This window comes from Rhodanobacteraceae bacterium (assembly GCA_024234055.1).
In the GTDB taxonomy this organism is placed as follows: Bacteria; Pseudomonadota; Gammaproteobacteria; order Xanthomonadales; family SZUA-5; genus JADKFD01.
The window spans coordinates 288163-301148 of the sequence record JACKOW010000002.1; the positions used below are offsets into that span (position 1 = coordinate 288163).

11 protein-coding genes and 1 tRNA gene are annotated in these 12986 nt (G+C 64.5%); 6 read left to right on the top strand and 6 right to left on the bottom strand.

Going from position 1 to position 12986, the window contains the following annotated elements; genetic code table 11:
- Positions 1-276: 276 nt before the first annotated feature.
- Both H7A19_05570 and H7A19_05575 read right to left on the bottom strand, forming a co-directional pair.
- Positions 277-1719, bottom strand: a complete 1443-nt coding sequence (locus H7A19_05570; protein MCP5474294.1) for an NAD(P)/FAD-dependent oxidoreductase — start codon at positions 1717-1719, stop codon at positions 277-279.
- The gene (locus H7A19_05575; protein MCP5474295.1) at positions 1712-2104 is read right to left on the bottom strand and encodes a DUF952 domain-containing protein; all 393 of its coding nucleotides are present in this window, start codon (positions 2102-2104) and stop codon (positions 1712-1714) included. Before H7A19_05575 ends, H7A19_05570 begins: the two co-directional genes overlap by 8 nt.
- 568 nt (positions 2105-2672) lie before the next feature.
- Here H7A19_05575 and H7A19_05580 point away from each other — a divergent pair.
- Positions 2673-3479 (top strand): methyltransferase domain-containing protein, encoded by an 807-nt coding sequence (locus tag H7A19_05580; protein ID MCP5474296.1) that lies wholly within the window; start codon positions 2673-2675, stop codon positions 3477-3479.
- Positions 3480-3719: 240 nt separating this feature from the next.
- Here H7A19_05580 and H7A19_05585 read toward each other — a convergent pair whose 3' ends face one another.
- Positions 3720-4793, bottom strand: coding sequence for a M50 family metallopeptidase (locus tag H7A19_05585; protein MCP5474297.1), 1074 nt, complete (start codon positions 4791-4793; stop codon positions 3720-3722).
- 113 nt (positions 4794-4906) lie between these two features.
- The gene (locus H7A19_05590; GenBank protein MCP5474298.1) at positions 4907-5584 is read right to left on the bottom strand and encodes a helix-turn-helix transcriptional regulator; all 678 of its coding nucleotides are present in this window, start codon (positions 5582-5584) and stop codon (positions 4907-4909) included.
- A 119-nt stretch (positions 5585-5703) separates the two neighbouring features.
- Between H7A19_05590 and H7A19_05595 the strand changes: the two genes are divergently transcribed.
- The 3 genes from H7A19_05595 (at position 5704) to H7A19_05605 (ending at position 9337) form a co-directional block, all read left to right on the top strand.
- A complete protein-coding gene (locus tag H7A19_05595) occupies positions 5704-6699 on the top strand; it encodes a ligase-associated DNA damage response exonuclease (GenBank protein MCP5474299.1) in 996 nt (331 codons plus the stop codon).
- Entirely contained in the window at positions 6699-8519 is a 1821-nt protein-coding gene (locus tag H7A19_05600; protein MCP5474300.1) for an ATP-dependent DNA ligase, read from the top strand. The genes H7A19_05595 and H7A19_05600 overlap by 1 nt, the downstream gene beginning before the upstream one ends.
- 731 nt (positions 8520-9250) lie before the next feature.
- Positions 9251-9337 (top strand) — tRNA-Leu (locus H7A19_05605).
- A 233-nt stretch (positions 9338-9570) separates the two neighbouring features.
- Here the strand turns inward: H7A19_05605 and H7A19_05610 are convergent.
- On the bottom strand, positions 9571-10257 hold the full coding sequence (locus H7A19_05610) for a glutathione S-transferase N-terminal domain-containing protein (GenBank protein ID MCP5474301.1): 687 nt from the start codon (positions 10255-10257) through the stop codon (positions 9571-9573).
- Positions 10258-10616: 359 nt separating this feature from the next.
- On the opposite strand from H7A19_05610, the gene H7A19_05615 reads away from it, so the two are divergent.
- Together H7A19_05615 and H7A19_05620 are read left to right on the top strand one after the other, a co-directional pair.
- Positions 10617-11240 (top strand): HD domain-containing protein, encoded by a 624-nt coding sequence (locus tag H7A19_05615; GenBank protein ID MCP5474302.1) that lies wholly within the window; start codon positions 10617-10619, stop codon positions 11238-11240.
- Positions 11237-11626, top strand: coding sequence for a hypothetical protein (locus tag H7A19_05620; protein MCP5474303.1), 390 nt, complete (start codon positions 11237-11239; stop codon positions 11624-11626). The genes H7A19_05615 and H7A19_05620 overlap by 4 nt, the downstream gene beginning before the upstream one ends.
- Before the next feature lie 37 nt (positions 11627-11663).
- Here the strand turns inward: H7A19_05620 and H7A19_05625 are convergent, their stop codons facing one another.
- A complete protein-coding gene (locus H7A19_05625; GenBank protein MCP5474304.1) occupies positions 11664-12860 on the bottom strand; it encodes a hypothetical protein in 1197 nt (398 codons plus the stop codon).
- Positions 12861-12986: the final 126 nt, after the last annotated feature.

The following is a 12986-nucleotide window of genomic DNA, read 5'->3' on the forward strand; positions in this document are numbered from 1 at the left end:
TGCGCTCCTCGCAATGACGCATCAACAACTTGCGATATGGGTTCATGGAGAGTTGCCTGGGTCGGCCCAGGCACTATGCACGGGCCATAAAGTCGCTCGGTGCGCGTAGCCCGGTGTGTCGCGTAGCGGCTCACCGGGGCTCTTTCGCGTCACCGCCCGGAGAGCGCTGCGCGCACTTCGGGGCTACACAAAGCCGGCGTTTGTCGCCCCTTCTCCGCGCCCTCCGCGTCTCCGCGTGAGACAGATTGTTCCTGGGGCGATGGGCCTGGAAGGCGGCTATCCAAACACATAATCCCCCGCCCGCACCTTGCGCGTCAGCCAGCGGTAGCCCACGCAGGAGCCGGTCCACAGGGCAATGTTCTGGCCGCTGTCGTCCAGGTACCAGCTGTGGCAGCCGCCGGCCCAGGCGCTGTCGCCGAAACCCCGATCGACCCGGTCCAGATAGCCCTGCTGCGCAGCGGCCGTGGCCTCGACGCTGCGCGCGCCGTGCTCGGCCATCGCCCGGCGCAGCGCCAGAATGTGCCGCACCTGACTCTCGATCATGTTCAGCACCGAGTTGTGCCCCAGCGCGGTATTGGGACCGAGCAGAAAATGCAGGTTGGGATAGCCGTGTGGACTGATCCCCAGATGCGCCTGCGGGCGACGGGCCCAGTCGACATCGAGCTGGCGCCCGTCTCGGCCCACGATGCGCAGCCCTGACAGTACATCCAGCGGCTTGAAGCCGGTACCGTAGATCAGCACGTCCACCGGCAGACGGCGGCCGTCGGCCAGCAGCAGGCCTTCCGGCTCGACCGCAGTGACCGGCGTATCGATCAATTCCACCTGCGGCAACTGCAGCGCGGGGTAGTAGTCCGACGAGATCAGCACGCGCTTGCAGCCGAAGGGATAATCCGGCGTCAAACGTGCCCGCAGCGCCGGATCGACCACCTGTTTGCGCAGATGGCGCCTGGACATGGCGCGCGCCCAGAAGGCCGTGCGCCGGTGGATCAGCGCCGAGGACAACAGCTCCAGCAAGGTGAAGATGCTGCCGCGCAGGGTCTTGCGCAGCCACGGCCAACGGGCAAACGCGCGCTTCAGGCGCGGTGAGAATTCGATGTCCGTGCGTGGCATCAGCCAGGCCGGCGAGCGCTGGCACACGCTGAGGCTCGCCACCTGCGGGGCGATCGCCGGGATGAACTGAATGGCGCTGGCGCCGGTACCGATCACCGCCACGCGCCTGCCCGCCAGCGGAAGGTCGTGGCGCCAGCGCGCCGAGTGGAAGCTCTCGCCGCTGAAGCTGCCCAGACCCGGAATCTCCGGGTAGGCCGGCACATGCAGACCGCCCAGCGCCAGCACCAGCATGCGCGCTCGACAGCGCTCTCCCTGGGCATTCTCCAGCAACCAGGATTGATCCTGTGCGTCCCAGTTGGCCGCGCTCAGCTGCCAGCGGAACTCGATCTGCCCGCGCGCCACCAGTTCGGCACCCAGCAGCCGCAGATGCGCCTGGATTTCCGGCTGCTGCGGAAACAAGCGGGTCCAGTCCGGATTCGGCGCATCCGCCAGCGAATACAGGTGCGAAGGCACATCGCAAGCGGCGCCGGGATAGTGATTTTCTCGCCAGGTGCCGCCGACTTCAGCCGCCTTCTCGAAGACCCGGAAGTTGGCGACACCCGCATCGTGCAAGGCCCTGGCCATGGCAATGCCGCCAAAACCAGCACCAATGATGGCGTACTCAAGCATCCGCCAGCTGCCAGGGCGCATTGGCCAGCGCCCGATGCGCCAGCACCTTGCAGGCAGCGATCGGCAGATCGGCGTAGAGATGCGGGAACAGGGCGCCACCGCGCGAGGCCTCGTAGCGCAGATCCGCGCTGAGCAAACGCGGATCCACTGCGACCAGCAACAGGTCATCGACCTCACTGAAATACTTCGCAAGCGTCGTTTCCACCTGCGCGGCGGTCGACAGATGGATGTAGCCGTCGCGACGATCATCCATCGAGCCTGGGTAACGCCCTACCGTTTCAGCCGCCTGCCACTCACGCGCGGCGACCAGTTTGTAGATCCAGTGCTCGGCGAGCGGCGGCAGCTGATCTGTCCTTGCGGGAATCGAAATGGATGGCTGCGACATCGACAGGCAGAACTCGATGAGGATTGCTCCCAAGCATCGCACCGGAGCCTATTGGGGTCACGTGAAGACATTGGGCCACCGGTAGGAGCGGCTTCATGTCGCGAGCGCCGTGCCGCAAGCGATCATGCCCGGTCGCGACACAAGGTCGCTCCTATAAACGGCGGACAGCCACCACTGCCAGCCACATTGGGAGTCCCGCTCGCCCCTGGCGGTGCGCTTGTTCGCGCATCAAGCTGTCGGCGATCTCGGAGGCCCATTTTTGTCCGCAAAGGACGCAAAGGACGCGAAGATTTCAAGGCTTGGTCGGCTGAGCGGCGATCTGTGGCGACACAACCGGCTGACAACTTGGAATCGCTCTACTTTGCGTCCTTTGCGTCCTTTGCGGAAAATGTTTTTATTCAAATACTTGCGGCATGTTTGGTGAAAACGGACTCTGTCCGCGAATTCTCTCGCCGAATCCACTGATATCCGATCCACACGACCGGTAGAAGCAAACCGCTTCGCGGACGAAGTCCGCTCCCACAGGGCGCGCTAGGATAGGGCTCGCCCCATCCACTGAACTCCCGCCATGCCCAACCCCACCCAGCGCTTTTCCAACCGTGTTGCCGACTATGTGCGCTATCGGCCGGATTATCCGCCGGCCGTGGTCGACACACTGCGCCAGCACTGCGGCTGGACCGGCCCGGTTGATATTGCTGACCTGGGATCCGGCACCGGCCTGTCGGCGCTGGGATTCCTCGATGCGGGTCATCGCGTGTATGGCGTGGAACCCAATGCCGAGATGCGCCAGGCCGCCGAGGCCCTGCTGTCTTCCCGTCAGAACTTCACCAGTATCGACGGCCGAGCCGAAGCCACCTCGCTGGCCGATCACAGTGTCAATCTGGTCATCGCCGCCCAGGCCTTTCACTGGTTCGATGTGGCCGCGGTGGCCGCTGAATCCGAGCGCATCCTGCGCCCGGGCGGGCACCGCGCCGTGCTCTGGAATCTGCGCCGCACCACGGGCAGCGACTTCCTCGACGGCTACGAGGCACTGCTGCAGCGCTTCGGCACCGATTACGCCGCGGTTTCGGAGCGCTACGCCGATAGCCAGGCGCTGGCCTTGTATTTTGGGGAGGACGGTCACGACGAGTACCGATTCGATCACGCCCAGCATTTCGACTTCGAGGGGCTCCGGGGTCGTTTGTTGTCGTCCTCGTATGCGCCGGCGCCGGGTCATTCCCAGCACCTGCCGATGCTTGATGCGCTGCAGGCGTTGTTTGACGCGACATCGGCCAACGGCAAAGTGGCGTTCGAATACGACACCTGTTTGTATGTCAGCACACCCTGCCGAGCAAGCTCGGCACTACAACAGCCTGGTACACCGCCGCTCTCGTAGAGCGGAGCTTGCTCCGCTGCTCTGGCCTGGCTTGTGCTCTCATGCCCGTGCCGAAAACCTGCACACCCTGCCGAGCAAGCTCGGCACTACCAAAGCCTCGCACACCGGCGCTCTCGTAGAGCGGAGCTTGCTCCGCTGCTCTGGCCTGGCTTGTGCTCTCAAGCCTGTGCCGAAAACCTGCACACCCTGCCGAGCAAGCTCGGCACTACCAAAGCCTCGCACACTGCGGCCGCCACGGCATCACGCCATCGCCGCCAGTCGCTCGCGATAAACCTTCTCGTCGCCGCGATAGACCGTGTCATCGATGCCCTCGCGCACCCGCCCCAGGGCCTGCGCCCGGGCCTGCGCATCACCCTCGATGTCCGCAATGAGCGCTTCCACCCAGGCGATGTGGAAATCCTCCAGCAGGCCGCCCTCGGCCTTGGCCAACCACGCGCGCGCGGATGATGCGTCTCGATCCAGACGGGCGCTGGCATGGGCCGCCGCCAGGGCCAGAACCTGGCGGAAGCCATCGGGCAGTTGCTCCCAATCGGCAAGGGCCCGATTGATCAGCGCGCGCGATTCCTCAAGCTGGCCCTGATCCTCGGCCACCGACGCCCGTATCACCAGCGCCAGGAAGCGCTCAGCGCCCGTGGCTTGATCGGGATCCAGCGCGGCGACGTCAACGGCATCCAGCTCGCGCGGTCGCAACCCATCAAGACTGGCCCTGGCAATCCGCGCCATCCGTTGCGACTGCTGCAGCGCCGCTGGATCGGTCCAGATCCGCCATAGATGAGCGCCGTCGGTGAGGAAGCCGCCCACCCTGAAGGGCACCAGATTGATGAGGCCCAGCATCAGCCCGAACAGCACGATCGGAATGGCAAACAGGCGCAGGGGCCACCAGGGCGCGTACCACATGAGCAAGGCGCCTACCCCGGCCAACAGCAGATTGGCCAGTGGACCGCCCAGCAGCATCCAGCTCAAAGCCAGGCGGTAACCCTCGCCCGGCGGCAACAGCGTTTGCACGAATCCACCAATACCCTTCAAAGAGCGCACCCGGCGCCAGCGAAAGCCGGATCGGAAGCGCTGGCAACGCCAGGGCCCCACCACGAATCGCAGTAGAAAGCCGCCACGGGCGCGCCCGACCAGCGCATGGCCGAGCTCGTGAACAGCCAGATGCAGCGGCAAGGCCACCACCAGAGCCAGCAAGAGGCACAACAACAGCAATGGTTTGGCGGTTTCGGCTGGCGCCAGCTGCATGCCGCCCTTGAGCGCCCAGCTGACACTGAAGAAGCCGAAGGCGCCGCCGGCCAGCATCTGCAGGACCAACATCATGGCTGCGCGAGGGCTTACTCTCGGCTTGTTCGGCAAAGCCGGGCTTGCAGGAGTGTCCCCCGTTGATGCGGGGCTCAGCGGCGCCTTCGCGGCCACATCGTCGACATCCATCGTCATCGTCCTCGCCGCTTCATTGGCACCCGCGTACCGCGCGCCCTGGGGGTCTCGGCCGCGCGCATCTCGGTGGGATAGGCCGCCAGCATCAGGCCGACAAACTCGCCCTGCTCGGGCGGCGGCTGATGACTGAGGCGTTCGTACTCCTGATAGAAATCGTGCAGGCGCTGCAGCAAGCGATCGCGATCTGCCGGCGTCAGCTTGAGCACATGGCGGTAGGCCATCAGGGCCTTCGCCGCCGGTGGCTTGAGACCCAGATCAATCAGTCCGGCCGCATGGCTGCGCACGATATCGGCGCGGGCCTGATCGAAGTTGTAGGCCAGCAGGGTTTCCAGCCGTTCATTGCCGAGCACGTCATCGCCAAACACGCTGCGATCCAGTCGCAGGCGCCGCGCCGTGGCGCGGTAGCGGCGCTCCAGTATCCCCGAGACTAGACGCTCGGCCACCACCACGATCAGTTCGTGCTTCTCCATCAGCTTGAGATGGTGATAGAGGCGCGTGGTTGGGCATTCCAGCAACTGTGCCAGCTCAGTGGCCGTGCGGGCCTCGGGGACCAGCGCATTGAAGATGAACTCACGCGTCGGTTCTGCCAGCAGCTTCAGCTCCCGCGGCGTGATCGCGCGCTCCTCTGCAATTTCGGGGACCTTGCGGCTCAGTGCCGCCAGCTTTCTGTTCATTCCTCACTCACCATTCAATGTTTGCTGAATGCTAGCGCACATTTGAATAGCATGAATAGGCCACAGGTCACAGCGGCGCGCTCACGCCCCGCTGTCGGATTTCCCGGCACAATCTGGCCATGAGCGAAGATCTGATCGTCCTGCGCCCCGAGGGTTTGTATTGCCCGGCCGGCGACTTCCATATCGACCCCTGGCGACCCGTGCCGCGCGCCGTGATCACCCACGGTCATGCCGACCACGCCCGCAGCGGCTCGCAGCTGTACCACTGTGCGGCGCCGGGAGCCTCGCTGCTGCAGCATCGGTTGAGCGCTGATGCGGCCATCGTGGGCCATGACTATGGGGCCGGTTTCGAACTCGGCGCGGCCCGGGTTTCGCTGCATCCGGCGGGGCATATCCTCGGCTCCGCTCAGGTGCGGGTGGAAGCAGGCGACGAGGTCTGGGTGGTCACGGGTGACTACAAGCGCGAGACCGATCCCACGTGTCAGCGCTTCGAAGTGGTCGAGTGCAACACGCTGATCACCGAGGCCACCTTTGCCCTGCCCTGCTATCGCTGGCCGTCGATCGAGCAGACCGTCGACGAGATCTTGGCCTGGTGGGATCAATGCGCCCGCGATCAGGTACCGGCGGTGCTGTTCTGCTACGCACTCGGCAAGGTCCAGCGGCTGCTGGCGGAACTGGCACAGCGGGTCAACCGCCCGGTCTATCTGCATGGCGCCATGCTGGCACTGGTCGAGCTCTACCGCGCTGCCGGGATCGTCATGCTGCCCACCGAAGCGGTCAGCGAGCAGGCCCGCGCCCGCGACTTCGCCGGCGAGCTGATCCTGGCTCCACCTTCGGCTGCCGGCTCGCCGTGGATGCGCCGCTTTGCCCAGGCCTCGACTGCTTTTGCCTCCGGTTGGATGCTGATCCGCGGCAATCGTCGGCGCCGCGGATACGACCGCGGACTGGCACTCTCAGACCATGCCGACTGGCCGGCCCTGATCGACACCATTCGCGCCAGCGGCGCCCGCCGGGTGCTCGCCACCCATGGCAACACCGACGCCCTGGTGCGCCACCTCAACGAGACCGGCATCACCGCAGAAACGCTGCGCACCGATTTCGGTGGAGAGGATTGATGCGCGCTTTCGCCGAACTGTACACGCGCCTGGATCAGTCCACGGCCACCAGCGACAAGGTGACCGCGATGCGCGATTACTTCGCGACAGCGCCGGCCGCCGATGCCGCCTGGGCGGTGCATATCCTGGCGGGCGGCAAGATCAAGCGGCTGGTGCGCTCCGGCGATCTGCGCAGCTGGTTGGTGCAGGCCAGCGGCTACCCGATCTGGTTGATCGAGGACACCTACGCCCATGTCGGCGATCTGGCCGAGACCATCACGCTGCTGGTGGCCAATCCGCAGGCCGCAAACGTCGGGCATTCAGCCAGTCTGCAGCACTGGATCGAGCTCGAGCTCAGCGCGCTGGCACGGCTGACGGCCGATGCACAGGGTCCGCTCGTGCGGACGTGGTGGACCGAACTGCCACGCGAACAGTGCTTCGTGCTCAACAAACTGCTCACCGGCGCGCTGCGCGTGGGAGTTTCACAACGACTGGTCATACAGGCCCTGACCCAGTTGACCGGGCTCTCGGGCGAGTTGCTGGCGCATCGACTGAGCGGTGACTTCAGGCCCTCAGCAAGCGCCTGGCAAGCATTGATCGATCCGAAGGAAACCGCGTCCGATGCTGACCAGCCTTATCCCTTCTTCCTGGCATCGCCGCTGGAAGATTCGCCCGACGCGCTCGGCGAGGTCGGCGATTGGCAAGCCGAGTGGAAGTGGGACGGCATCCGCGCCCAGCTGCTCAGGCGCCAGGGCCAGACCCGACTGTGGTCACGCGGCGAGGAACGCCTGGACGGGCGTTTCCCCGAGATCGAAGCCGCTGCTGCCGAACTCCCCGAGGGCACGGTGCTGGACGGCGAGATCCTCGGCTGGAACAAGGCCGCGCCACTGCCCTTTGCTCGCCTGCAGAAGCGCATCGGCCGACTCAAACCTGGACCCAAGGCTCTGGCCGACTGTCCGGTCGTGTTCATGGCCTACGATCTGCTCGAATGGCAGGGTCAGGATTGGCGCCAGCGGCCGCTGAGCGAGCGTCGCCAAGCCCTCGAAAAACTGCTGTCTCCAAGCTCAGCAGATCCTGCCGAGCAAGCTCGGCACTACGAGAGCCTCGCACACCGCAGCTCTGGTAGAGCGGAGCTTGCTCCGCTGCTTCTGCCGGGCTTTGGCTCTGGCTCTGATGTGGGCCAAGAAACCGCAGATCCTGCCGAGCAAGCTCGGCACTACCAGAGCCTCGTGAGCCGGAACGGTGATGGTGCAGAGCATCCGAATCTCGCTCCCGAAAACGCCGCTCCTCCCAAGCTCCCGGCACTGGCCATCTCGCCCACGCTCAAGTCCAACAGCTGGGCCGAACTGGCCGCGCAGCGACAGCAATCACGCGATCTCGGCGTCGAAGGACTGATGCTCAAGCGTCGCGATTCGCGCTACCAGGTGGGGCGCAAACGCGGCGACTGGTGGAAATGGAAGATCGACCCGCTCACCATCGACGCCGTGCTGATCTACGCCCAGGCCGGCCACGGCCGCCGTTCGAATCTCTACACCGACTACACCTTTGCACTCTGGCATGAGGGTCAGCTGGTGCCTGTCGCCAAGGCTTATTCCGGCCTCGACAACGCCGAAATCGCCAGACTCGACCGCTGGATTCGAGCCCACACCCTGGAGCGCTTCGGCCCAGTGCGCAGCGTGGCTGCCGAACAGGTCTTCGAACTCGCCTTCGAAGGCGTCAATCGCTCAACCCGCCACAAATCCGGCATCGCCGTGCGCTTTCCCAGAATCACCCGCTGGCGCACCGACAAGCGCCCGGACGACGCCGACCAACTCGACACGCTCGCCAGACTCGCCCAATAGCCACAATCGCCGCCTTCCGTTCCAGATCATTATGACCCTGCGAAGCTCTGCGCAAGACCCTGTCGCACCTCCCTGCACGCTCGTTCGCGCGTCAAACAAGGGCGTCCTTGCGAGCCACCTGTTTCGGCGCGAAACTGCACACGGGCCATGAACCCGGTGTCGTAGGTCATGTTGTCCGCGTCAGCGGACTACGTGACATCGAATTGCGTCACGTAGCTCGCTACGCGAGCAACGTGACCTACAACAGCAAATCAACAACTTGCGATATGGGTTCATGGAGAGCGTAGCGAAGCAATCCAGGGGCGTGCGGCGCTACCCTGGATTGCTTCGTCGCTGCGCTCCTCGCAATGACGCATCAGCAACTTGCGATATGCGTTCACGGAGAGCCGCGTGTGTCGGGTCGACACTGCGCTCAGGGCCATGAACCACAAGCTTGCCTGCAAGAGCGACCTCGCGTCGCGACCGGCAAGCCAAACGTCCCAAGCAGCGGTCGCGCCGCAAGGGCGCTCCTACAGGCGAACCAATCCAACCAGCAACCTACGATATGGGTCCATGGGACACGCTCCTTGCGAAGACACCGTGCCGGGCCGACGCCGCCGCGAGGCTTTGTCCCCCAACACCCTGCCTCACTTCCGATACCAGCGCCTCGGCTACCAGCCCCTGCCACCGAACACCCTCCGCCATCCCTTCTATCCCCACCCCAACCTCAGGTATGCTTCACGGCTTGATTGGCCGAAGTGGCGGAATCGGTAGACGCAGCGGACTCAAAATCCGCCGCCCTTAAAAGCGTGTGGGTTCGAGTCCCACCTTCGGCACCAAAAAACCGCGCATTGCGCGGTTTTTTTTGGCTTCGGCGCGCGTCTGGCAACTTGACCCAGGCCCGCGGCTTTCTGGCTCAGTGCCTGTCAGAACACAAGCAGTCGCGACCAGAGTCCAAGCACTGCCAGAAAGTTGATCGTGTACACGAGGCCCCTTAGGCGGATGTTGGTGCTCAGGATCTGAACTGTGCTGTGGAGAATGCGTCCGCCGACGAAGACCGGAGTCGCCGAGTTCAGAGCACCGACGCCATCGCCAGCGCCTTCTGCACCCACGGCTCCATGCGCTGACGCCATGCGCTGATGGGATCGCCCGGCGGCAGCAGCGGCTCGCCGAGCACGCCTTCGGCCCAGAGCAGGTTGCCGAGGATCAGCACGTCGCCAGCGCCGACCTGGGCGCCGGCCACGCAGGGCTGCGCGTTCAGCAGGGTACGCAGCGGTTCGAGCGTGGTGCTGAGGATGTTGCGGTACTTGCCCTCGTCGCGGGCCAGCGCTTCCAGTGTCACACCCATCCGTTGTTCACGGCTGGTCTTGAAATAGGCCTGGTCTGCGCCCTGCAACAGCGCATGGATCTTCGGCGCCAGTATCTTGAAGGTGGCGGCGAGCAGGCTGCGATCGGTCCAGGCCCGCAGGAACGCCAGTGACGCGTCGCCCGGCGCCAGCAGCGGCGCCTGCGGATAACGTTCTTCCAGGTGCTGAAGAATCCTGAAGCTGTCGCAGACGACAGTGCCATCGGGCTCGACCAGCACCGGCACCAGCGGCTGCTGGGTGAAGGCAATCTTCTGCTTGTCGGTGAAACTGACCAGCTCGCTGCGGAAGCTCAGATCCTTGTGCGCCAGCGCCAGCTTGACGCGAAAACAGAAAGGGCTGAAGCGATCCCTGGGATCGCTGGCCACCAGATCGTACAGCACGCGTTCGCTCATGATCGAATCCTGAAATGGGCACTGGGCAGGATAGCGGGCAGCGGACAATGCGGGGAGTTGCTGCGCGCTGCGACCTGTGGCGTCCGAAACGGTACACGGGCCATGAACCCGGGTCCCTGCGGAAGTCCCCGCTCGCCCCTGGCCGTGTGCTTGTTTGCGCATCAAGCAGGGGGCCGTGGGCGGGGGACCCAAGTCACGGCACGGTCAGATCATGCGAAGAGGTTGGACCCCTGCCCCGTGCCCCTTTTTGGCCAGGTCAATAGATCAATGGGTTAGCGCACGTTTGATGAGTGAGGCCGACCCGCACGCTGCAATTTCGGCTACCGTAGCGGCATCGTCCTTGATTCTGGGTGCGCACCATGACTGCTCTGAGTCCACGATTTACCGAAGCCGTTGACTACGCCCGCCACGCGCATGCTGCGCAGTACCGCAAGGGCACCCAGATTCCCTACCTCTACCATCTGCTCGGGGTCGCCAGTCTGGTGCTGGAACACGGCGGCGATGAGGATCAGGCCATCGCCGGTCTGCTGCACGATGTACTGGAAGACTGCGGTTCCGAGCATGAAGTTGCGATTCGCACCCGCTTTGGTGCGAAGGTCATCGAGATCGTGCGGGCCTGCACCGATGGCAGCGTCGAAGAAAAGGCGGCGGCGGAAGCCGCCGGCAGCAAGCTGGAAAACTGGCGCCGGCGCAAGCTGACCTATCTGGCGCAATTGCGGGACAAGCCGGATCACACCCTGCTGGTGTCCGGTTGCGACAAGCTGCACAACGCCCGCGCCATATTGGGCGATCTGGAACACCCGGACGTCGGCCCGACGGTGTTCGAACGCTTCACCGCCGGGCGTGAGGGCACGCTGGCTTACTACCATTCGCTGAGCGACATCCTCAGCGCGCGCCGCGCACCGATGGCCTGGGCCTTTGAACAGACCGTCGCACGAATCCATTCCCTGGCGGGCGCACAGGAGCGCCGGGGGCTGGAATGAGCGAAGGCTGGATCACCCGTCTGGCCGGATTCTTCCGCCGCCGGCCAGCCGTCGAAATGACCGAACAGTGGTACGTCAGGGTCTACGACAACTTCCACTACATGGACGAGAGCGAAAGTTACCGGAAGGGGCCCTACCCGTCGGCTGAGGCGGCGCTTCAGGTGGCTCGCGATGTAGTCGAAAATTCACTGCTGGAATCCCTGGGCTCGCTGTCACAGGCCAGGGATGTGGACGAGCTGATCCGCAATTACCGCATGTTTGGCGAGGATCCGGTGGTCGAGGGGCAGCATCCGGTGGAATTTTCGGCCTGGACCTATGTGGACGAGATTGCGCCGGCAGTGTTGGCGGGGAAGTTCTTCCGCGCACACCCTGAGCGGAAATCCTGATCCGGCAGGGTTCAGCCAGGTTGACCGCGGCTCGGGACTATTCCACCGACACCCCAAGCGCCGCTGCGGCCAGCATCAGGCCGGTCAACGCAGCGAAGGCCAGTGTGCGTAGCTTCCATCCGGAACGACGATGGCTGGTCCAGGTAGCCAGTGCACATTGCAGGGCGTAGTACAGGGCAAAGGCGCGCGAGGCATAGCTGATGATCTGGTAGATGTTGGCGCGCCAGGTCAGCAGCAGCGCCATCGCCACCAGCAGCAGATAGGCCAGGCGCGAGTGGATGCGGCCCTGGCTCATTTCCTGGGTCAGGCCGCCGCAACCGTTGGTATCGGCCACCGCAGCGCTGAATTGCGCGGCCAGTGCAGCGACTACCAGAAGCACGGGGAGCAAGGGAGAAATCGCAGCGGTCATGCCAATCACCGCCGTTTCGCGCTCTCCGACGGAATCCACCGGAAAACTCACCCCGGCCAGGCCGATGTAGATCAGATAGACCGCCGTGGCCAGCCACTGGGCGTAGCGCATGGTGCGAACGCGGGTGCGCGCGTCATGACCCTCGCTGAGATATCTCGAGGTTTCAAAGCCCTGCACCGTGATGATGAGCCCGAAGGCCAGGCGCACACTGTCCCAGTCGAACTGACCCGCGTGATGCTGAATCTGACCCTTGCCTGCCAAGAGGTGGGCGTAATAGGCCATCCCCGCCAACAAGCCGGCAATCACCGCCAGCTTGATGCCCACGCTGTAGGTCTCGGCCCGTTCCAGGCTCTTCAGGCCACCTCGCCAGCCGAGCAAGGCGATGAACAGCAACACGGCGGTGGTCATCACCTTGCCTTCGGTGACGCCATCGAAGGGCGTCATGCTCATCGCGAATGCGCCGAACAAGTTCAGGTAGTAGCAGACTGATATCACATAGGCGAAGGCCAGCACCCACGAGGCCAGGTTCTCGATGCGCTGCGCTGCCAGCGCCGACCGGTGTTCGGGCTCATCCAGCACCAGGATGTTCCAGCGGATGGCGGCGCCCACCGCATAGGCAACCGCACACAGACCCGCCATGACCCAGACCGCAGCCGTGCCGAAATGCCGCACCAGCAGGGGCGCGAGCACAAGAAATCCGCTGCCGATGATCGAGGCCAGCGGCGTGACCGTGGCTCGCCAGGTCGCATTGGCTGACACCTTCGGATGGAACAGCAGCAGCGCGGCCGCGGTCAACGACCCGATGACCAGCAGATTGGAGATCAGACTTTCACTCATCGGCGGCTGTACGCATGTTGAGGCCTGGATTCGCGGACTGGAGCTGCTCGTGGGAGTTCCAGCTGCAGACGATGATGCACCACGCTGGCGGACTCATCCCCGCGCATCTGCGTG

Excerpts from the sequence above, each read along its gene's own strand:
- H7A19_05580 (MCP5474296.1), top strand. The coding sequence starts at position 2,673 with ATGCCCAACCCCACCCAGCGCTTTTCCAACCGTGTTGCCGACTATGTG.
- H7A19_05610 (MCP5474301.1), bottom strand. The coding sequence starts at position 10,257 with ATGAGCGAACGCGTGCTGTACGATCTGGTGGCCAGCGATCCCAGGGAT.
- H7A19_05590 (MCP5474298.1), bottom strand. The coding sequence starts at position 5,584 with ATGAACAGAAAGCTGGCGGCACTGAGCCGCAAGGTCCCCGAAATTGCA.
- H7A19_05615 (MCP5474302.1), top strand. The coding sequence starts at position 10,617 with ATGACTGCTCTGAGTCCACGATTTACCGAAGCCGTTGACTACGCCCGC.
- H7A19_05570 (MCP5474294.1), bottom strand. The coding sequence starts at position 1,719 with ATGCTTGAGTACGCCATCATTGGTGCTGGTTTTGGCGGCATTGCCATG.
- H7A19_05600 (MCP5474300.1), top strand. The coding sequence starts at position 6,699 with ATGCGCGCTTTCGCCGAACTGTACACGCGCCTGGATCAGTCCACGGCC.
- H7A19_05575 (MCP5474295.1), bottom strand. The coding sequence starts at position 2,104 with ATGTCGCAGCCATCCATTTCGATTCCCGCAAGGACAGATCAGCTGCCG.
- H7A19_05585 (MCP5474297.1), bottom strand. The coding sequence starts at position 4,793 with ATGATGTTGGTCCTGCAGATGCTGGCCGGCGGCGCCTTCGGCTTCTTC.
- H7A19_05595 (MCP5474299.1), top strand. The coding sequence starts at position 5,704 with ATGAGCGAAGATCTGATCGTCCTGCGCCCCGAGGGTTTGTATTGCCCG.
- H7A19_05620 (MCP5474303.1), top strand. The coding sequence starts at position 11,237 with ATGAGCGAAGGCTGGATCACCCGTCTGGCCGGATTCTTCCGCCGCCGG.